The sequence below is a fragment of the Cryptosporangium aurantiacum genome (assembly GCF_900143005.1).
Taxonomy (GTDB): Bacteria; Actinomycetota; Actinomycetes; order Mycobacteriales; family Cryptosporangiaceae; genus Cryptosporangium; species Cryptosporangium aurantiacum.
In genome coordinates, this window is the sequence record NZ_FRCS01000002.1 from 633952 (window position 1) to 653685 (window position 19734).

Annotated in this window: 17 protein-coding genes; 7 read left to right on the forward strand and 10 right to left on the reverse strand. The window is 70.4% G+C overall.

Annotation, left to right across the window (positions count from 1 at the left end; all coding sequences use genetic code 11):
* Positions 1-53 precede the first annotated feature (53 nt).
* Positions 54-851 (forward strand): spermidine synthase, encoded by a 798-nt coding sequence (locus BUB75_RS09730; RefSeq protein WP_218617405.1) that lies wholly within the window; start codon positions 54-56, stop codon positions 849-851.
* On the opposite strand, the gene BUB75_RS09735 is transcribed toward BUB75_RS09730, so the two are convergent.
* Entirely contained in the window at positions 848-1759 is a 912-nt protein-coding gene (locus BUB75_RS09735) for an alpha/beta hydrolase-fold protein (RefSeq protein WP_143175103.1), read from the reverse strand. The two genes, BUB75_RS09730 and BUB75_RS09735, sit on opposite strands and share 4 nt — an antisense overlap.
* 33 nt (positions 1760-1792) lie before the next feature.
* Entirely contained in the window at positions 1793-2746 is a 954-nt protein-coding gene (locus tag BUB75_RS09740) for an ADP-ribosylglycohydrolase family protein (protein ID WP_218617406.1), read from the reverse strand.
* 239 nt (positions 2747-2985) lie between these two features.
* On the opposite strand from BUB75_RS09740, the gene BUB75_RS44965 reads away from it, so the two are divergent.
* Positions 2986-3204 (forward strand): hypothetical protein, encoded by a 219-nt coding sequence (locus BUB75_RS44965; protein WP_143175104.1) that lies wholly within the window; start codon positions 2986-2988, stop codon positions 3202-3204.
* Positions 3205-3328: 124 nt separating this feature from the next.
* On the forward strand, positions 3329-4066 hold the full coding sequence (ppgK, locus tag BUB75_RS09745) for a polyphosphate--glucose phosphotransferase (RefSeq protein ID WP_073254515.1): 738 nt from the start codon (positions 3329-3331) through the stop codon (positions 4064-4066).
* Between the two features lie 38 nt (positions 4067-4104).
* Here the strand turns inward: ppgK and topA are convergent, their stop codons facing one another.
* The 5 genes from topA to BUB75_RS09770 all read right to left on the reverse strand — a co-directional run bounded on the left by topA (position 4105) and on the right by BUB75_RS09770 (position 9893).
* Complete coding sequence (gene topA, locus BUB75_RS09750; RefSeq protein ID WP_084740610.1) at positions 4105-6993, reverse strand: type I DNA topoisomerase; 2889 nt, start codon at positions 6991-6993, stop codon at positions 4105-4107.
* A 281-nt stretch (positions 6994-7274) separates the two neighbouring features.
* Positions 7275-8120: a lysophospholipid acyltransferase family protein gene (locus BUB75_RS09755; RefSeq protein WP_073254518.1), complete on the reverse strand. Its 846-nt coding sequence runs from the start codon at positions 8118-8120 to the stop codon at positions 7275-7277.
* A gap of 116 nt (positions 8121-8236) precedes the next feature.
* Entirely contained in the window at positions 8237-9112 is an 876-nt protein-coding gene (locus BUB75_RS09760) for a GntR family transcriptional regulator (protein ID WP_073254521.1), read from the reverse strand.
* Positions 9113-9156: 44 nt separating this feature from the next.
* Complete coding sequence (locus BUB75_RS09765; RefSeq protein WP_178379809.1) at positions 9157-9528, reverse strand: STAS domain-containing protein; 372 nt, start codon at positions 9526-9528, stop codon at positions 9157-9159.
* Complete coding sequence (locus BUB75_RS09770; protein WP_073254527.1) at positions 9525-9893, reverse strand: STAS domain-containing protein; 369 nt, start codon at positions 9891-9893, stop codon at positions 9525-9527. Before BUB75_RS09770 ends, BUB75_RS09765 begins: the two co-directional genes overlap by 4 nt.
* Positions 9894-10107: 214 nt before the next feature.
* Here BUB75_RS09770 and BUB75_RS09775 point away from each other — a divergent pair, with 214 nt between their 5' ends.
* From BUB75_RS09775 to BUB75_RS09785, 3 genes are read left to right on the forward strand one after another with little or no spacing between them, the layout of a single operon-like run.
* On the forward strand, positions 10108-11346 hold the full coding sequence (locus tag BUB75_RS09775; protein WP_218617407.1) for a PP2C family protein-serine/threonine phosphatase: 1239 nt from the start codon (positions 10108-10110) through the stop codon (positions 11344-11346).
* Positions 11343-12953, forward strand: coding sequence for a sensor histidine kinase (locus BUB75_RS09780; protein ID WP_084740620.1), 1611 nt, complete (start codon positions 11343-11345; stop codon positions 12951-12953). The genes BUB75_RS09775 and BUB75_RS09780 overlap by 4 nt, the downstream gene beginning before the upstream one ends.
* Positions 12950-13402 (forward strand): response regulator, encoded by a 453-nt coding sequence (locus tag BUB75_RS09785; RefSeq protein WP_073254532.1) that lies wholly within the window; start codon positions 12950-12952, stop codon positions 13400-13402. The genes BUB75_RS09780 and BUB75_RS09785 overlap by 4 nt, the downstream gene beginning before the upstream one ends.
* A 54-nt stretch (positions 13403-13456) precedes the next feature.
* Here BUB75_RS09785 and BUB75_RS09790 read toward each other — a convergent pair whose 3' ends face one another.
* From BUB75_RS09790 to BUB75_RS09800, 3 genes are all read right to left on the reverse strand, one after another.
* Positions 13457-15802, reverse strand: a complete 2346-nt coding sequence (locus BUB75_RS09790) for a sodium-translocating pyrophosphatase (RefSeq protein ID WP_073254534.1) — start codon at positions 15800-15802, stop codon at positions 13457-13459.
* Positions 15803-16326: 524 nt separating this feature from the next.
* Positions 16327-16770: an ATP-binding protein gene (locus tag BUB75_RS09795; protein ID WP_073254536.1), complete on the reverse strand. Its 444-nt coding sequence runs from the start codon at positions 16768-16770 to the stop codon at positions 16327-16329.
* Positions 16770-17108, reverse strand: a complete 339-nt coding sequence (locus BUB75_RS09800; RefSeq protein WP_073254538.1) for an STAS domain-containing protein — start codon at positions 17106-17108, stop codon at positions 16770-16772. Before BUB75_RS09800 ends, BUB75_RS09795 begins: the two co-directional genes overlap by 1 nt.
* A gap of 200 nt (positions 17109-17308) precedes the next feature.
* On the opposite strand from BUB75_RS09800, the gene BUB75_RS09805 reads away from it, so the two are divergent.
* Positions 17309-19693, forward strand: a complete 2385-nt coding sequence (locus BUB75_RS09805; RefSeq protein WP_073254540.1) for a DEAD/DEAH box helicase — start codon at positions 17309-17311, stop codon at positions 19691-19693.
* The last annotated feature ends 41 nt before the right edge of the window (positions 19694-19734 follow it).

Consider the following 19734-nt stretch of genomic DNA (forward strand, 5'->3'; position numbering starts at 1 on the left):
CGAACAACCCGGGCGCCCCGTCCCCCGGGAGGTACGAGCTGGACGGCGTCACCGTGGAGATCGTCCAGGACCTCGACGCCGACGACGGCTGGATGCTGCTGCTGGACGGCGTCCCGAACTCGTACTTGAACTTGGCCGACCCCACCCACCTGGAGTTCGAGTACCAGCAGTGGATGGCCCGCACCGTCGACCTGCACCGTCCGGACGAGGAGCAGCCGCTGTACCTCGTGCACATCGGCGGCGGCGCCTGCGCGTTCCCCCGGTACGTCGCGGCCTCCCGGCCGGGCTCGCGGCAGCTGGTGGCCGAGTACAACGCGGAGCTGATCGCGTTGATCCGGACGGTGTTCGGGATCCGGACCGGTCCCGGCCTGCGGATCCGTGCCGGTGACGGCCGCGACGTCCTGGCCGGGCAGCACAGTGCCTCCGCGGACGTCGTGGTGCGGGACGCGTTCGTCGGTCCGGTCGTCCCACCGCACCTGACCACGACCGAGTTCATCACCGACGTCACCAGGGTGCTGCGCCCCGGCGGCCTCTACCTGGCGAACGTCACCGACGGGCCGCCGCTGAGCCTGGCCCGCGCCGAGGTCGCCACCGCACGGGCCACGTTCCCGCACGTCGCGCTGGTGTCCGAGTCGCCGGTCCTGAAGGGACGCCGGTACGGCAACCTGATGCTCGCCGCCTCGTCGGCACCGCTGCCGACCACCGACCTCGCGCGGCTGCTGGCCCGGTCGGTCGCGCCCACCCGCGTACTGGAGGGCGCCGACCTCGAGCGGTTCGCCGCCGGTGCGGTGGTCACCACCGACGACGCCCCGCTGGTGCCGCCCGCGCCACCGCCGCACTTGATCCGCTAGGGGCTCATCGGCACTTCGGCGAAGGTCCGGCCGATGAACGTCAGGACTTCCGGCGCCACCGAACGCCAGAATGTGTCGTCGTGGCAGCCCGCCGCCTGGCGCACGGTGGCTTCGGCGGGCAGCACGTCCCGCAGGGCCGGCATGTTCGGCGCGATGAAGTCGTCCCGTCCGTAGTCGACCCGGACCGGCATGCCGGCCAGCGCGGATCCGCGGGACAGCACGTCGTAGCGGCTCCAGTCCGCGGCCGAGTCGAACGCATCCACGCTCGCCTGTCGCGCTTCCGCGTAGTCGCGCCAGATCGCCGGGCTACCCGCAGCCACGGCCGCGACCCTGGTCGGGTAGAGCTCGGCGAACAGCAGCGCGCCGTACCCGCCCATCGAGTAACCGAGCAGCCCGATCCGCTGACCGGCGCCGGCTTCCAGCCCGCGGCCGACCAGCAGCGGCAGGAACTCGTCGGTGAGCATGCCGAGCGGATCGTCACCGTCGGCGCGCGGATGCCAGTACCGCGGTCCACCGTCGGCGGCGGCCAGGACGAACGGAGGCACGCCGTCCGCGACGACGTCCGCCAGATACCGCGGGAGCGCGATGCCGTCCCCCAGCACCCCCTCGTCGCCGCCGAAGCCGTGCAGGACGAGGCAGACCGGCAGTTGATCGTCGTCGCGCGCTCCGGGTGGGTAGGCGATCCGGTATCGCACCACCGCCCGGCGGCGAGCGGACCGGAACTCGCCGCGAATCAGCTCACCGGCCGCCGAACGGGGCTCGGACACGTACACGTCGCAGGCGCCCAGTGCCCGGCGCATCTTGTGCTGCCCGGGCAGCACACCGGCACCGACCAGCCCCACACCGCCCACCGCCAGCAGCCCGAGGCCGGCGACGCCACCCCCGAGAACCGCCCGTCTACTCACCACGGTGAGCAGACTAGATGGGCGACTTGGATAAATTCATCCCCTTCTGCACGCCAGCGCCAGCCGAGCCAGCCCTTCGGCGTTCAGGTCCGGCCATCCGTGGACCAGCGAACGCCACTCGTCCGGAACCGCGCTGAGCCCGCAGGAAGCGCCCAGCAGCGCACCGGCGATCGCGGCCACCGTGTCGGTGTCGCCGCCGCCGTTCACCGCGGCCACGATCCCGGAGCGGAGCCGCTCGGCCGGATCGTCGATCGCCCGCACCCGCACGATCGCCGACCACGCGGCCTGGAACGCGGCGACGACCCAGCCGGACGCCGGCGCGAACGCCGACGGCGGTTCCGCCTCGGCCTCCGTGATCCGGTCGGACCAGTACGCGGACGACTCGATGCGGTCGAGCCCCACCCTGACGTCGAGCTCACCGGCGCGGATCGCGTGGTCGATCGCCAGGCACCAGAGCGCACAGGCGTCACCGGCGACCGGGTCGTGGTGGGTCAGCGCGCTGACCGCGCGCGCCGCCTCGACGATCGCGTCCGGATCACCCGGGTAGGCCAACGCGACCGGCGCGGTTCGCATCAGCGAGCCGTTGCCCGCGGTACGTCCGGTCCGCGCGTGCATGTCCGCCCCGATCCCGCGGAGCAGCGCGGCGCCACCGGCCTCCCGGAACGGGGTGTGCGCCGCCCGGTCGAGCAGCGACCGGGTCTGCGCGCCGACGTCGGTCGCTCCGCCACCGAGCCAGTCGACAACGAAGCCCTTCGCGATCCGGTCGAGCGCCTCGTCGGTACGCAGGTCGAGCCCGGCGGCGGCCACCTCGGCGATCACGACCGCCATCTGGGTGTCGTCGCTGTACTCGCCCGGCTGGTAATTGCCGTAACCGCCACCGAGCATCTGCGGCCGCCCGTCGGCGGGGCCGCGCTGCGACGGTTCGTACGCCACTCCGAGGGCATCTGCGCAGGCCGCCGCTACCAAGGTGCCCGCTACTCGATCGTCCACTGTCCGCCCCTTCGTCACCCCAACGCACCACCGTAAAGCCATCGTCCGATTTGGATAGCTACCGGCCTCGGCGTAACCGATTAGTCACGTGAGCGCCGTTTGCGACTTGCGTTACACCCGATCAGTCTGGGAGCGTCGCGATAGGTAGTCCTGGGGTGACCTGAAGTGACTGCCGTTGAGTACCGGGAACAGCGCGGCGCCGCCCGAGGCAGAGCCCGCGCGGTAGATGGAGACCAACCGTGACGTACAGCGGTTACAGCCGGAAGCAGCCACCGCCGATCGATCCGCCGCCGCAAGCGCGAGTACGGACCTACTGGCGGGGTTGCGTCCAACTGTGGCAGGCCCACCAGCCCGACGCGAACGGCCGCTGCGCGGCCTGTGGACGCCAGGGCGCCTGTCCGACGCTCACTGCAGTCGACGCTCTGCTCGCCGACGCACTCGGAAAGGCCACCGACTGAGGGTTCGCCGACCCGACGTGGCCGGGAGGTTACCCGCCTAGTACGTTTCCGCCGCGGGCCAGCAAGGTAGGTCCCAGAGGAAGGGTGGCTCAGGGGAGAGCCCACCGCGGACGCAGGAGGCGGCATGACCATCCTCGGCATCGACATCGGCGGGTCAGGGATCAAGGGCGCGCCGGTCGACATCGACTCCGGCACGCTGACCGCTGAGCGGTTCCGGCTGGAGACCCCCCGCCCGGCCGACCCCGCGACGGTCCTACCGGTCCTCGCCGAAGTCGCCGCGCACTTCCCCGGCGAGGGCCCGATCGGCGTCACGTTCCCCGGCGTCGTCGTCCGAGGCGTGATCAAGACCGCCGCGAACCTGCACCAGGACTGGATCGGCCTGGACGCGGCGACGGTGTTCACCGAGCTGACCCACCGGCCGGTCACCGTGCTCAACGACGCGGACGCCGCGGGCGTCGCCGAGATGGCGTTCGGCGCCGGTCAGGACCGGAAGGGCACGGTCATGCTCTTCACATTCGGCACCGGCATCGGCAGCGCGCTGTTCCGCGACGGCGACCTGGTGCCGAACACCGAGCTCGGCCACCTCGAACTGCACGGCAAGGACGCCGAGCTGCGGGCGTCCGACCGGGCCCGCGAGGAGAACGACCTGAGCTGGAGCAAGTGGGCCTCCCGCGTGGACGAGTACCTCGACCACATCGAGATGCTGTTCTCCCCCGACCTGATCATCGTCGGCGGCGGGGTGAGCAAGAAGGCCGAGAAGTGGATGTCCGAGCTCTCGGTCAAGGCCGACATCGTGCCGGCCGCGCTGCTCAACAACGCCGGGATCGTCGGCGCAGCGATGGCCGCGGCCACCGTCAAGTAATGCGAAGCCGCCCCGCCCTTCCGGGCGGGGCGGCTCGTCTACTCCTTGGTGGCCTTGGCGGGCGTCTTCTTCGGCGCGGCCTTCTTCGTCGCCTTTTTCGCCGTCGTCGTCTTCTTGGCCGGGGTCTTCTTCGCCGTGGCGGCCTTCTTCGTCGCACCCTCGGCGGACTTCGTGGCCTTCTTCGCCGGCGCCGCCTTCTTCCTGGCGGTCTTCTTCGCCGGTCCGCGCGCCCGCCGGTCGGCGAGCAGCTCGGCCGCCCGCTCCGGCGTCAGCTCCGCGACCTCGTCACCCTTGCGGAGACTGGCGTTGGTCTCCCCGTCGGTGACGTACGGACCGAAGCGCCCGTCCTTGATCACCATCGGCTGACCACTCACCGGGTCGTTGGCGCCCATCTCGCGCAGCGGGGCCGCCGGAGCGGCCCGGCGACCACGGGTCTTGGGCTGGGCCAGCAACGCGAGCGCCTGGTCGAGCGTCACCGTGAACAGCTCGTCCTCGGACCCCAGCGACCGTGACTCCGACCCGTGCTTCACGTACGGCCCGTACCGGCCGTTCTGCGCGGTCACCGGCTCGCTGTCGCCCGGATGCGCCCCCAACGTACGAGGCAGCGACAGCAGCTTCAGCGCGTCCTCGAGCGTCAGCGTCTCCAGCGACATCGAGCTGAACAAGCTCGACGTGCGGTCCCCGCTCTGGACGTACGGCCCGAAGCGCCCGGCCTTGGCGACCACCGGCTCCTCGGTGCCCGGATAGATCCCCAGCTCCCGCCCGCCCTGCGGCGCCGAGAGCAGCTCTTCGGCGCGCTCGGGCGTCAGCGAGTCCGGCTCCAGGTCGTCCGGCAGTGACGCCCGGTCGCCCTCGTCGTCCGGGCCGCTGGTGCGCTGCAGGTACGGCCCGTAGCGGCCGACACGCACCACGACGTTCCGCCCGGAGACGTCCGTGAAGAGCGGGATCGAGTTCACGCCGCGGGCGTCGATGTCGCCGAGGTTCAGCGCGACCAGGTGCTTGAGGCCACCGGCGCGGGAGACGCTCTCCTCCCGGACGTCCGCATTCTCCGGCGCCCCGAAGTAGAACCGGGTCAGCCAGTCGACCCGGCGACGCTCGCCGGCCGCGATGTCGTCCAGGTCCTCCTCGACGTTCGCGGTGAACTTGTAGTCGACCAGCCGCGGGAAGTACTGCTCGAGCAGCTGCACGACCGCGAACGCGATGAACGACGGCACCAGGGCCGCGCCCTTCTTCCACACGTATCCGCGGTCCTGGATCGTCCGCATGATCGACGCGTACGTCGACGGCCGCCCGATACCCAGCTCCTCCAGCGCCTTCACCAGGCTCGCCTCGGTGTAGCGCGGTGGCGGCTGGGTGTTGTGCCCCTCGGCGGTCAGGTCGTGAGCGGTCAGCGGGTCGTCCTTGGCCAGGCGCGGCAGCCGACGCTCTTCGTCATCGGTCTGGCCGTCGGTTCCGCTGCCGTCGTGCGACTCGTCGATGTCCTCGACGTACGCCCGGAGGAAGCCCGGCTCGGTGATCGTGCGCCCCGAAGCGGCAAAATCCGCCACCTCGGAGGTCGACGACGTGCCGGACAGCCGCACCGAGACCGACTGACCCACCGCGTCGATCATCTGCGACGCGATCGTCCGCTTCCAGATCAGCTCGTAGAGCCGGAACTCGTCGCTGGACAGCTCGCGCGCCAGCTCGCCGGGCGTCCGGAAGTGGTCGCCGGACGGACGGATCGCCTCGTGAGCCTCCTGCGCGTTCTTCACCTTGCGCGCGTACCGGCGGGGCTCGGTCGGCACGTACCGGTCGCCGTAGAGCTCACGGACCTGCTGGCGAGCAGCGTTCAGCGCGGTCTCGGACAGGTTCGTCGAGTCCGTACGCATGTACGTGATGTAGCCGTTCTCGTACAGCCGCTGCGCGACCCGCATCGTCTGCTCGGCCGCGAACCGCAGCTTGCGGCTCGCCTCCTGCTGCAGCGTGGAGGTCATGAACGGCGCGTACGGCTTGCGCCGGTACGGCTTCTCGTCGACCCGCGTCACCTTGAACGCGGCGCCCTCCAGCCGGGCGGCGAGCCCACGGGCCCCCGCCTCGTCGAGCTGGATGACGTCGCCGCGCACCTCGTTCTTGAGCTGCCCGGTCGTCGGCTCGAAGTCGCGGCCGGTCGCCACCCGATCGCCGTTCAGGCCGACCAGCGTCGCCATGAAGTCACGCGGCTCGTCCGCGGCGGACTTGCCGTCGACCGCGAACTGACCCCGAATGTCCCAGTACTCGGCCGAGCGGAACTTCATCCGGGCGCGCTCGCGCTCGACCACGATCCGGGTCGCCACCGACTGCACGCGGCCCGCCGAGAGCCTCGGCATGACCTTCTTCCAGAGGACCGGCGAGACCTCGTAGCCGTACAGCCGGTCGAGGATGCGACGGGTCTCCTGGGCGTCGACCAGCGAGAGGTTCAGCTCGCGCGTGTTGGCGACGGCCTCGAGGATCGCGGGCCGGGTGATCTCGTGGAACACCATCCGGCGCACCGGCACGCGCGGCCGGAGTTCCTCGACCAGGTGCCAGGCGATGGCCTCACCCTCGCGGTCCTCATCTGTCGCGAGGTAGAGCTCTGTGGCGTCCTTCACCAGCTGCTTGAGCTTGGTGACCTGCGCCTTCCGGTCCGGGCTGACGACGTAGAGCGGCGCGAACTCCCGGTCGACGTCGACGCCGAGCCGGGCCCAGGACTCGCCCTTGTACTTCGCGGGTACGTCGTCGGCGTTGCGAGGCAGGTCACGGATGTGGCCGATGCTTGCCTCGACCACGTATCCGGGGCCGAGGTAGTCGGCGATCTTCTTCGCCTTGGCCGGCGACTCGACGATCACCAGACGCAGGCCGTCGTCGCCCGCGGGGGTGCCGGTACGCCGGCCCCGCTTGGCGGCGGCAGCGGTGGTGGTAGGAGCGCTCACGGATCTCCAAGGTCAACATGGCTCGGGTGGACGGCCGCTGGGCAGTGTGCAACCCAGCGGGCGTCCGCTGTCAAACGTAACGCGCGGACGTGGCCATTCGATGTCCGCCCATCCGTCGATCAGGGCAAGCACGGTGGCCGGTCGGGCGGGCCGCTGCTGCCGGTCCGGCTGGCTCCGGCGGTACACCCGGCGGTAACGACGCTGTACACAGGTGTTCCAGCGTCGCACTCCGGCGCTCAGATTTCCGGCTATCCACCGGCCGAGTCATGCCAATTCGTCGGTCAGGCGTCCGCTTTCGGGCTCGGCTTCTTTTTCGCCTTGGCCTTCGCCCGAGCCTTCACCCGGGCCTCAGCCGCCGCGCGCACCTTCGCCTTGGCCTTGGCGATCCGCTCCTCGACCTCGGCTTTTTCGATGACCGCAGCGTCCTCGGGGGTCGGCGCGGTGCCGCCCTTGGAGGCGGGCAGCCACCAGGTGTCGTCCGGGCCGGTCGGCTGGTAAGTGTCGGCCTCGATGGCTTCCTCGAGCAGCACCGCCATCCGGCTCTTCATCTCGGCGGTGACCTCGGCGGGGTCGTCCGCCGTGGTCGGGTGCAGCGGCTCGCCCACCCGGAGCAGCACCGGGTTGTTCCGACGAGTCAGCTGGCGAGGGTTCTCCTTCGACCAGTACCGCTGGGTACCCCAGACGACCATCGGCACCAGCGGCACTCCGGCCTCGGCCGCCATGCGCGCGGCCCCCAGCTTGAAGTCCTTCAGCAGGAACGACCGGCTCACGGTCGCCTCCGGGAAGACGCCGACGATCTCTCCGCCGGCCAGCGACTTCACCGCGGCGCCGTACGCCCCGGCGCCGGCCGCCCGGTCGACCGGAATGTGCTTCATGCCACGCATCAACGGCCCGGAGATCTTGTGGTCGAAAACCGACTGCTTCGCCATGAACCGGACCAACCGCTTCGACGGCTGCGCGGCCAGCCCACAGAACAGGAAGTCGAGGTAGCTGACGTGGTTGCTGGCCAGTACCGCGCCGCCGGTGCGCGGAATGTGTTCGCCACCCACCTCGTCGACCTTCACCCGGATCGAGGCGAAGGCGGCCCTGGCGAGGGCGACCACCGGTGGGTACACGATTTCGGCCATACAGCGCCCTCTGCTCCTCGGTTACTACGGACCCGTAGGTTACCGAACCGTAGGATAGGCGTCGACCTCCCCGGTTGGTCCCGGAAGAACGCCTCGCGCGCCCGTCCGGTTCCGCATCAACCGTGAGCGTGCTCACGGGCCGCCAGCCAGGCCGCCGCCGGCTGCCCGGCGGCGATCGCCGCCAGTATGCGCCGGTGCTCCTCGCCGAGCTCCGGCGAGAGCACGGGGACCGCCAGCTGTCCGACCCCGCCGTTGCCGCCCGCGCCCTTCAAACGCTTGGCGGACGCTCTGCCGCCGACGCCGTCTGCCGGCGCGGCGTCCACGTCGACGCCGTTCACGTCAGCACCGTTCATGGCAGCGCCGTTCATGTCGCTGAGGACGGCGTCCGCACCGCCCGTAGCCGCACCGACCGCGGCGGGGACCTTCGCCGCGAGCTGCACGCCGTTCACCTTTTTCTTACCGGCCTTATTACCGGTGCCGTTGGCGCGCGCAGCGCGCGACCCGGCGGCCAGCCGGGCGACCTCGAGGCGGTCGGCGAGCCGGTCGAGCATCTGCAGTGCGACCGGGTTGCCTGCCAGCTCCGCGATCAGTCGATGCAGCCGCTGGTCGTGCCGGTAGGCCGCGTCGGCGTCGCCGCGGTCCAGGCTTGTCTCCGCCTCCGCTGCCGCCTCCTCGGCGGCGCGCATGGCGGCCGGCGAGATCTGCCCGGCTTTCTGCCTCCGAGCGGCGAGTTCCGCGACGAGGACATCGAGCGAGGCACGCACGGTCCGTGCATGCCTCGCTTCCTCGTCGTCCATCAGGTCGACGATGACCCCCCGATCGGAGGCACGCACCAACCCGTCGCCGGCCAGCCGCCGGAGGGCCTCCCGGACCGGGGTGCGGGACATGCCGAGCATCTCGGCGATCTCCACCTCGGTCAGGCGACTCCCGGCCGGGTACTGACCGTCGACGATGGCCTCCCGCAACCGCGCATACGCGGCATCCGCCTGCACGGGCGGACAGTAACATGCTTAATTGGACATGTTACTCAAATAACTCAGGTTTCGCTCGCGGGTACAATCGGGATCACGCGATCCAGACCGGCCAGCGAGATCGTGCGAGCCACCGAGCCGGTCGCGCCGGTCAACGTCGTCTCGCGGTCCCGCCCGGTCACCGTGCGATGCAGCCGGACGAACGCCCCCAGGACGCTGGAGTCGATGAACGTCGCCGCCGAGAGGTCGACGGTGACGTCCGCCGGATCAGCGTCGGCCAGCGTCGCGAAGACCTGGTCCCACTGCGCGGCCAGCGTGAGATCGACCTCACCGACGAGCACCACGCGGTACCCGGACCAGGACGGCTCGCACCTGACCTGGCCCGCGTTGTCCCATCCGGTCGATTCCTCAGCAGCAGTAGGAAACCGCTGGGTCACCCCGTGACCTCGGCCGCCGGGTGTCCGCTCACTGCCGCGGACGCGTCCTCGACCGATCGATACACCGGCAAGGCCCGGGAGAGGTTCGTGATCGTCAACAGCCGGATCAGCGCGGGCCGCGCACCGACGAGCGCCACCGCTCCGTCGTTGTCGCGAAGGCGGCGGTGCACCTCCATCAACACGCCGAGGCCGGTGGAGTCCAGGAACGGAACCCCGGAGACGTCCAACACCAGGCGTCGATGACCGTCGTCGACGAGACCGAGCAATTCGTCCCGCAGCTGGGGCGTGGTGGCCATGTCCACCTCACCGACGACAACGCAGCGCGCGACCTCGTCGACGTGCTCCACATTCACCTGCAACGACACGCGAACCTCCGCGGAGAGGACTACCGTCCGGTTCCCTCTATCCAGTTTCTCGTCGCGGCAAACGCTTTCGGCTAGGAGTAGTTACGTTTCAGCGCTCGCAGACGCTTATCGATATGGGGCTAGTGCCCCCGTCCACGGTGCGGCATAGCGCCCACCCGACCCGGTCGGCCCGGCGTCCACCTATCCTCGGTGACGCCGAAAGAAGGAGTTGTCGGTGAGCGCTGCCACCTACCCGCCCACGCACGGGCTGAGCGGGCGCCCGGTCGACCCGGCTGATGCCGGACCCGTCCGGGTCATCCTCGTCGAGGACGATCACGGTGACGCGTTCCTGGTCGAGGAACTACTCGCCGGTGCCCGGGTGGCCTTCGAGCTGACCTGGGTGCAGAACCTCGCCGACGCCACGGCCGCGCTCGATCCCGGCGTCCGCTGCGTGCTGCTCGACCTGGCGCTGCCGGATGCGACCGGAATGCAGGGGCTGACCCGGATACTGGAGCTGGCGCCGCAGGCCGCGGTGATCGTCCTCACCGGCCTGGCCGACGAGCACCGCGGCGTCGAGGCGGTCGCGGCAGGCGCCGAGGACTACCTGGTCAAGGGCCAGGTCGACGGCGAGCTCCTGGCTCGGGCGATCCGGTTCGCGATCGAGCGCAAGCGCGCCGACTCGGCCGCGCTGCGGCTCCGCGAGGCCGAGTTGCTCGCCAGCGAGAACGCCCGCATGGAGCGTGCGCTGCTGCCCACGCCCCTGCTCGACGACGCACACGTGCACTTCGCGCACGCCTACCGCCCGGGTCGCCGGATGGCGCTGCTCGGCGGTGACTTCTTCGACGTGATCGAGCGCGACGGCTCGGTGTTCGCGTTGATCGGCGACGTGAGCGGCCACGGCCCGGACGAGGCGGCGCTCGGCGTCTGCCTGCGCATCGCGTGGCGGACGCTGGTGCTCTCCGGCGTCCCTGCGGCCGGGATGCTGTCGGTGCTCGACACGCTCGTCGTGCGCGAGCGGCACAGCCCGTTCGCGTTCGCCACGGTCTGCATGGTCGTGATCGCCCCCGACCGCCACTCGGCCGAGATGTACCTCGCCGGGCACCCGTCCCCCATCCTGATCACCGATTCCGGCGAGCACGCCGTCGACCAGCTGCCGATGGGTCCGCGCGGCCCGGCGCTGGGGTTCCTCCCCGAAGGGCGCTGGCCCGCGGTGCCGCTCGAGCTCCCGCCGTCGTGGGCGCTGCTGCTGTTCACGGACGGTTTGTTCGAAGCCCGCACCGGGAACGGGCCGGATCGGCTCGGTGAGGAGGGGCTCGTGGAGTTGATCGCCCAGCGTCGTGCGGATTTGCCGGTCACCGACAGCTGGCCGGAGGCGCTGCTGGACGCCGTCGAGGAACGCAACGGCGGTGCGCTGGCCGACGACGCGGCGCTGGTCGTGCTCTCCCACCGGTCGGGCGAGGGGGAGCCCCGGTGAGCCCTCGCACCGGCGAGTGGACGCTCCGCCGCCGCCTGCTCATCACGTTCGTCGTCGTCGGGGTGCTGACGACGATCGTCGCCGGCCTCGCCGCAACGGCGCTCGGCCGCACGATCAGCCGCAACGACGACCTGCTCGAACGCGTCGGCCCGGCCCGGATCTCGGGGTACCAGCTGGAGGCCGCGCTGCTCAACCAGGAGACCGGCGTCCGCGGCTTCGTGCTGACCGAGCAGCAGGACTTCCTCCAGCCGTACTACGACGGCCAGAAGGAGCAGCGGCAGTACCTGGAGAGCCTGCGGATCAGGATCGGTGACAACCAGAAGCTCGCGCAGGACCTCGACCGGATCGACGCCGCGATCGCCGCCTGGCGCACCCAGTACGCCGAGCCGCTGATCGCCTCGGTGCGGGCCGGACAGCCGCCGAACATCGGCGACGACGACGAGGGCAAGGTCCTCTTCGACGCCGTCCGACAGGCCATCACGACCTTCCAGAACGACCTCACGGTGGTGCGCAACGAGGTCTACGACGACCTCGAGACCGCGATCACGACGCTGATCGTGGTGGGCATCCTGGCGCTGGTCGGTGTCCTGATCGCCGGCGTCATCCTGTGGCGCGCGCTGCGCAGCTGGGTGCTGCAGCCGCTGGAGCGGATCGGCGCGGAGACCAAGCAGGTCGTCGGTGGTGCGCTGACCCACAAGGTCACGGTCGAGGGGCCGCAGGAGATCAACCGGCTCGCCGCCGACGTCGACGCGATGCGGTCCTCGCTGGTGGCCGCGCTCTCCACCGCGGTCGCCGCCCAGGACCGCCTCAAGGAGCAGACCGACCAGCTCGCGGCTCAGACGGCGGACCTGCAGCGATCCAACACCGAACTGGAGCAGTTCGCGTACGTCGCCTCGCACGACCTCCAGGAGCCGCTGCGCAAGGTGGCGAGCTTCTGCCAGATGCTGTCCCGGCGCTACTCCGGCCAGCTCGACGAACGCGGCCAGCAGTACATCGACTTCGCCGTCGACGGCGCGAAGCGGATGCAGCGGCTGATCAACGACCTGCTGGCGTTCTCCCGGGTGGGCCGCACCACCGGCGAGTTCGAGGACATCTCGCTCGACAGCGTGCTCGACCGGGCGCTGACCAGCCTCGGCAGCACTATCGAGGAGAGCGACGCGGTGGTGGAGGCGGACTCGCTGCCCCGCGTCCACGGCAACCCGATCCTGCTGACCCAGGTCTTCCAGAACCTCATCGGCAACGCGATCAAGTTCCACGGCATGGCCGCGCCGCGCATCCGGATCACCGTGGAGCAAAAAGGCGACGTCTACGAGTTCGTGTGCAGCGACAACGGCATCGGGATCGAGCCGCAGTACGCCGAGCGCGTGTTCGTGATCTTCCAGCGCCTGCACGGCAAGGAGCAGTACGACGGCACCGGGATCGGGCTGGCGATGGTACGGAAGATCATCGAGCATCACGGCGGCCGGATCTGGCTCGACACCGAGGCGTCGTCCGGCGGCGGCACGACGTTCCGCTGGACGTTGCCGGTACCGTCACCGACGGAGCCGGTCGACGCGCAACCCGCCACCACCGGCGTCGGCGCGGCACGAACGGAGAGCGACGCGTGACAGAGGTCGAACCCCTTCCGATCGAGGTCCTGCTGGTCGAGGACGATCCGGGCGACGTCCTGATGACCAAGGAAGCGTTCGACGACCACAAGCTCCGCAACTCGCTGCACGTGGTCAACAACGGGGTCGACGCGCTGCTCTTCCTGCGCAAGGAGGGCGAATACAGCGATGTGCCGACGCCCGACCTGGTGCTGCTCGACCTGAACCTGCCGCGGATGGACGGGCGCGAGGTGCTCGCGGAGATCAAGGCCGACGAGGCGCTCCGCCGGATTCCGGTGGTGGTGCTGACCACCTCGGAGGCCGAAGAGGACGTCATGCGCAGCTACAACCTGCACGCGAACGCGTACGTGACGAAGCCGGTCGACTTCGAGCAGTTCGTCAACGTCGTCCGCCAGGTGGACGAGTTCTTTTTGACAGTCGTCCGCCTACCCCCCGCACGGCCCGCCTAAAACGAACGCAGGCCCCGTCCGCTGCTGCGGACGGGGCCTGCGACGTGTGAGGCGTCAGACGCCTACGGGTTCGTTCTTGGTGGCCGGGGCGGGCTGCTCCTGACCGTCCTCGGCGATCGAGATCGGGCGACGCCGGGAGACGATGACAGCGCCGACGATGATCGCCGTAGCGACCAGCGCGACCGCTACCCGGATGCCGACGTTCTCGTCCGGACCGGTGGAGAACGTGACGACTGCCGGGGCGACGATCAGCGCGACCAGGTTCATCACCTTGATCAGCGGGTTGATGGCCGGACCCGCGGTGTCCTTGAACGGGTCACCCACGGTGTCACCGATGACGGTGGCGTCGTGCGCGGCGGAACCCTTACCGCCGAACGCGCCGTCCTCCACCATCTTCTTCGCGTTGTCCCAGGCGCCACCGGAGTTGGCCAGGAACACCGCCATCAGCGTGCCGGTCGCGATCGCGCCCGCCAGGTACGCGCCCAGCGGCCCGACCCCGAGGCCGAACCCGACCGCGATCGGTGCCAGCACAGCGAGCAGACCCGGCGTCGCCAGCTCCCGCAGCGAGTCACGGGTGCAGATGTCGACGACCTTGCCGTACTCCGGCTTGCCGGTGCCCTCCATGATCCCGGGGATCTCCCGGAACTGACGCCGCACCTCGAACACGATCGCGCCGGCCGCCCTGGTGACCGCGTTGATCGCCAGGCCGGAGAACAGGAACACCACCGACGCACCGATGATCAGCCCGACGAGGTTCTTCGGGTTGGCTACGTCCAAGACCCCCGCGTACTCACCGGTGATCCGCTGGCCGGCCTCCTCGGCGGAGGTGCGCACCGCGTCGGTGAACGAACCGAACAGCGCGGTCGCCGCGAGAACGGCGGTCGCGATCGCGATGCCCTTGGTGATCGCCTTCGTGGTGTTGCCGACCGCGTCGAGGTCGGTGAGCGTCCGCGCGCCGGCCTCGTCGATGTCGCCGGACATCTCGGCGATGCCCTGGGCGTTGTCCGAGATCGGGCCGAACGTGTCCATCGCGACGATGACGCCGACCGTGGTCAGCAGGCCGGTACCGGCCAGCGCGACCGCGAACAGCGAGATCACCGTGATGCCGCCGCCGAGCAGGTAAGCGCCGAAAACCCCGGCGCTGATCAGCAGGGCGGTGTAGACGGCCGACTCCAGACCGACCGTGATGCCGGACAGCACGACGGTCGCCGGGCCGGTCAGCGCGGTCTTACCGATGTCGCGCACCGGGCGGCTACCGACCGCGGTGAAGTAACCGGTCAGCAGCTGGATCGCGGCCGCCAGCACGATGCCGATGAGCACCGCCACCACCGCGAGCACCCGCGGGTCACCGTTGTGGTTCGAGATCGTCTCGTTGACGCCTTCGAAGTCGGCGAACGAGGACGGAAGGTAGGCGAACGCCGCGATCGAGCAAAGCACCGCGGAGATCAGCGCGGAGATGAAGAACGCGCGGTTGATCGCGGTCATCCCGGACTTGTCGCTCGGACGCAGCCGGGTGAGGAACACGCCGATGATCGCGGTGACGACGCCGATCGCGGGCACGATCAGCGGGAAGACCAAGCCTTGCTCGCCGAACGCGACCTTGCCCAGGATGAGCGAGGCCACCAGCGTCACGGCGTAGGACTCGAACAGGTCGGCCGCCATGCCCGCGCAGTCACCGACGTTGTCGCCCACGTTGTCGGCGATCGTCGCGGCGTTGCGCGGGTCGTCCTCGGGGATGCCCTGCTCGACCTTGCCGACCAGGTCGGCGCCGACGTCGGCGGCCTTGGTGAAGATGCCGCCGCCGACCCGCATGAACATCGCGAGCAGCGCGGCACCGAAACCGAAGCCCTCCAGCACGGTCGGCGCGTCGCCGTTGTAGATCAGCACGACGCTCGCGGCGCCGAGCAGACCCAGGCCGACCGTGAAGAAGCCGACCACGCCACCGGTGCGGAACGCGATCCGCATCGCGGTTGCCGCCCCGCCGGCCTCCCGGGCCGCCGCGGCGACCCGCACGTTCGCCCGGGTCGCCAGCCACATGCCGATGTAACCGATGAACGCCGAGAACAGCGCACCGACGATGAAGAAGACCGAGCGTCCGATTCGCACCGACAACTCGTCGCCGGGTACCGGGAGGACGAACAGAAGGATCACCGCGATGACGACGAAGATCCCTAGTGTTTTGAACTGGCGGGCCAGGTAGGCGGCGGCGCCCTCCTGGACCGCCGCAGCGATTTCCTGCATTTTTGTCGTGCCTTGACCGGCAGAGAGCACCGCGCGCACCAATGCGGCGGCTACGCCAAGAGCGAGTAGGGCGATCGCGGCGGCGATGACCACGTAGGTCACGTTGCTGCCACTGAGTTCTACGCCCTCGCCGCCGATGGCGAGGTTTGGCCCTTCCATGCGTCCTCCTGAACGGGCGAGCGCGGTGAGGCGCTCTACCAGAAGCCTGCGCTGAGGGCCCGGCGGTAACGAATGGGGACGGGGGATCTCTCCGCCGGGATTTGGGGAGTCTAGGTGACGTTGACCACAGCTGGCATCGCGACCTGCGGTGCGAGATGAGTCACATCGCTGCTGACCGGCGATAACGCGGAGAACGTCGATGCGTCGGAATCGATCAGGTTCGTGCGCATCGGTCCGTGCGGATGCGGCGTGACTCCACCCACATGGGAGCTTCGTGACCAGGGAGCCTGTTGCGAATCGTGTGACCGTTAGGTGCTATTGGGGCCGCGTGCCTCCGATGGCGCACGCCCAAAGCGTCCCCATGAGCAGTTGCTTACAAAGGCGCCGCAGGCGCCGTTGCTTTTCTACGGACCTGGAGCCCGCCGAGGACGAGGCTGGCAGTCGAGCGCGAGGCCGCCTCGACCTTTGCTGTGGTCTCAAGGCCTCGCGCTCGCCTGTCAGGCTCGCCCCCTCGGCGGGCCGCCCTACTTAGGCCAGGACATGTGGACTACGGTGCCGTCCCGATCGGCGGCGGCCGTCACCGTCACGTCTTCCACCAGGCCGGTCAGCAGGGCGAGTCCGACGCCGGCCGCGACCTCTTCCTCGGACTCGGTCTCGGCGAACGCCGGGCCCGCGACGAACGGGTTGCTGACCGCGAGGTCCGCGTGCAGCGCCTGATCGGCGGGCGCGCAGTCACGGACGACGACCTCGAACCGCGGCCCGTCGGTGAACTCGACCTCGATCAGCTCGGACCGTTTGTGCTGGACATGCAGCCCGACCGCGCGTGAACAGGCTTCACCGACGGCGAGCCGGATCTCGTCGAGGACTCCCTCCGCCACGCCGGCGTTCCGCGCCGTCGCCACGGCGACCAGCCGAGCCGTGCGGACGTGTGCGGGGGTCGGAGAGAACGCCAACCTCACGGTGCGCATCAACCGGCCGCAACCGCCGCTTCGACAGATGGGTGGATGCCGAACACCTTCTCCAGACCGGTGACGTTGAAGATCTTCAGGATCTTCGGCTGGGAACAGGCCAGCTCCACCGACCCGCCGACCGCCCGTGCCCGCTTCAACGCACCTACCAGGACGCCCAGGCCGGTGGAGTCGAGGAAGTCCACCCGCTCCATGTCGACGACGATGTGCGCGTACCCGGCGTCGGCGAGGCGGATCAGCTCCGCCCGGAGCTGCGGCGCGGTGTAGACGTCGATCTCACCGCCGACCGCGAGAACCGTGTGGCGTCCCACGGCTCGTGTCGTCAACGACAGCTCCACGAAGACCCTCCAGGATGCCCGGCCGACTCGGCCGCCCCACTGGGAGCCGACCTCGGACCTGATTCAACCACCGGCCGACGTGTACTGCGGTCGACCAAACGCACGACGTGTCTACCCGCCGTCAGTATCTCACTACGAACTGTCGATAACGGGCAGATCTCTCGGCGCCAAGCTTCGTACATACGTGGCACAGTGCTTGAGTGGTTCCCCAACTTTCCGCCGAAGCAACCCCGGCCCCGTCGATCACTGGCGGCCCGGAGGCGTGGCTGGATCGAGTTCGGGCGGGTCGGGCGAACGACCCGGTCACGCACGTCGAGCGGATCCCGGCGCGGCCTGGTGTCGTCGTCGACTGGCCGACCTGGGCACCGCAGCCGCTGCGTGACGCGTTCGCCGCGCGCGGGGTCACCCGCCCGTGGGCGCACCAGGTCGAAGCGGCCGAGGCCGCGGCGGCCGGCGAGTCGGTGGTGGTCGCCACCGGCACGGCGTCCGGTAAGTCGCTGGCGTACCAGCTGCCGACGCTGACCGCGCTGCTCGCCGACGACCGGGCCACCGCCCTCTACCTGTCCCCCACGAAGGCGCTCGCCGCCGACCAACTGCGCGGGCTGCTCGACATCCCCGGTGGCATCCGTCCGGCGCTCTACGACGGCGACACCCCCGACACCGAGCGCGAGTGGGTGCGCGCACACAGCCGCCTGGTGCTCACCAACCCCGACATGCTGCACCGCGGCATCCTGCCCCGGCACGACATGTGGGCGTCGTTCTTCCGTCGGCTGCGCTTCGTCGTGGTCGACGAGTGCCACGCGTACCGGGGTGTGTTCGGGTCCCACGTCGCGCACGTGCTGCGTCGGCTGCGGCGGATCTGCGCGCGCTACCGGTCGGCGCCGGTCTTCGTCCTCGCGTCGGCGACGGTGGCCGACCCGGCCGGCTCGGCCGGTGCGCTGATCGGTGCGCCGGTGCGGGCCGTCACCGACGACGCGTCACCGCGCGGGGCGACGACGTTCGCGCTCTGGGAGCCGCCGGTCAGCCCCGTGGTCGGTGAACGCGGCGCACCGACCCGCCGCACGGCGACGGCCGAGGCGGCCGACCTGCTCGCCGACCTGGTCTCGGTCGGGGCGCGGACGCTGGCCTTCGTCCGCTCGCGCCGGGGCGCCGAGGCGGTGGCGCTCGGCGCGAAGCGGGCGCTGGCCGAAGCGGTGCCCGAGCTCGTCGAGCAGGTCGCGGCCTACCGCGCCGGCTACCTGGCCGACGATCGCCGGGAGTTGGAGGCCGCGCTGCGGTCGGGGGAACTCCTCGGGCTGGCGTCCACGAACGCGCTCGAGCTCGGCGTCGACGTCACCGGGCTGGACGCCGTCGTGCTGACCGGTTACCCCGGCCGCATCGCGTCGCTCTGGCAGCAGGCGGGACGGGCGGGGCGCGGCAGCCGGGACGCGCTCGCGGTGCTGGTCGCGCGTGACGACCCGCTCGACAGCTACCTCGTGCACCACCCGGGAGCGGTGTTCGGCCGGCCGGTGGAGGCCACCGTGCTCGATCCGTCGAACCCGTACGTGCTCGGCCCGCAGCTGGCGTGTGCGGCGTCCGAGCTGCCGCTCACCGAGGCCGACCTGCCGCTGTTCGGCGGCGACGCGGCGCGCGCCGCGCTGGAGGGCCTGGTCGCGGCCGGGGTGCTGCGCCGTCGGCCGGCCGGTTGGTACTGGACGTCCCGGGGCCGTCCGGACGCCGACCTCCGCGGCACCGGCGGCGAGCCGGTGTCGATCGTCGAGGCGGCGACCGGTCGGCTGCTCGGCACCGTCGACGCCGGGTCGGCGCCGTCGAGCGTCCACACCGGGGCGGTGCACCTGCACCGCGGCGAGACGTTCGTCGTCGAGGAACTCGACCTGGACAACCTGGTGGCGCTCGTCCGTCGCGCGGAGCCGGACTGGTACACGCAGTCCCGAGACGTCACCGACCTGGACGTCGTCTCGGTGGAGCAGCGCGTCGAGGTCGACGGCGTCCAGCTCTGCTTCGGGACGGTCGACGTCACCAACCAGGTGGTGTCGTTCCTCCGGCGGCGGATCGTCACCGGTGAAGTACTGGACGAGCAGCCGCTCGACCTGCCGCCGCAGCAACTGCGCACCCGGGCGGTCTGGTACACGCTCGACGAGTCGGTGCTGGCCGAGGCGGAGCTCGAGGAGTTGGACGTCGCAGGGTCGGCACACGCGGCGGAACACGCAGCGATCGGGTTGCTACCGCTGGTGGCCAGCTGCGACCGGTGGGACATCGGCGGCCTGTCGACCGCGTCGCATCAGGACACCGGGCTCGCGACGGTCTTCGTCTACGACGGCCACCCGGGCGGTGCTGGCTTCGCGGAGCGCGGGTTCGCGGCGGCGGTCGACTGGCTCGCGGCGACCCGGGACGCCATTGCCGATTGTGACTGTGCGGCCGGTTGCCCCTCTTGCGTGCACTCGCCCAAATGTGGCAACGGCAATGATCCACTGGACAAAGCAGGTGCTGTCCGGTTGCTGACAGCAGTCGTCGACCGCGTGCGGCGCGCGGCGGTTCAACAGAGTACGTTTGGCCTCCAGGTCGGGGGGTCACACCCTCGGTAGCCGACGGGTCGGTTGCTGAGGAACCGGGCTGATTCGGAGAG

Coding starts and splice junctions, on each gene's coding strand:
- BUB75_RS09755 (WP_073254518.1), bottom strand. CDS start 8,120: ATGGCCGAAATCGTGTACCCACCGGTGGTCGCCCTCGCCAGGGCCGCC.
- ppgK (WP_073254515.1), top strand. CDS start 3,329: ATGACCATCCTCGGCATCGACATCGGCGGGTCAGGGATCAAGGGCGCG.
- BUB75_RS09790 (WP_073254534.1), bottom strand. CDS start 15,802: ATGGAAGGGCCAAACCTCGCCATCGGCGGCGAGGGCGTAGAACTCAGT.
- BUB75_RS09795 (WP_073254536.1), bottom strand. CDS start 16,770: ATGCGCACCGTGAGGTTGGCGTTCTCTCCGACCCCCGCACACGTCCGC.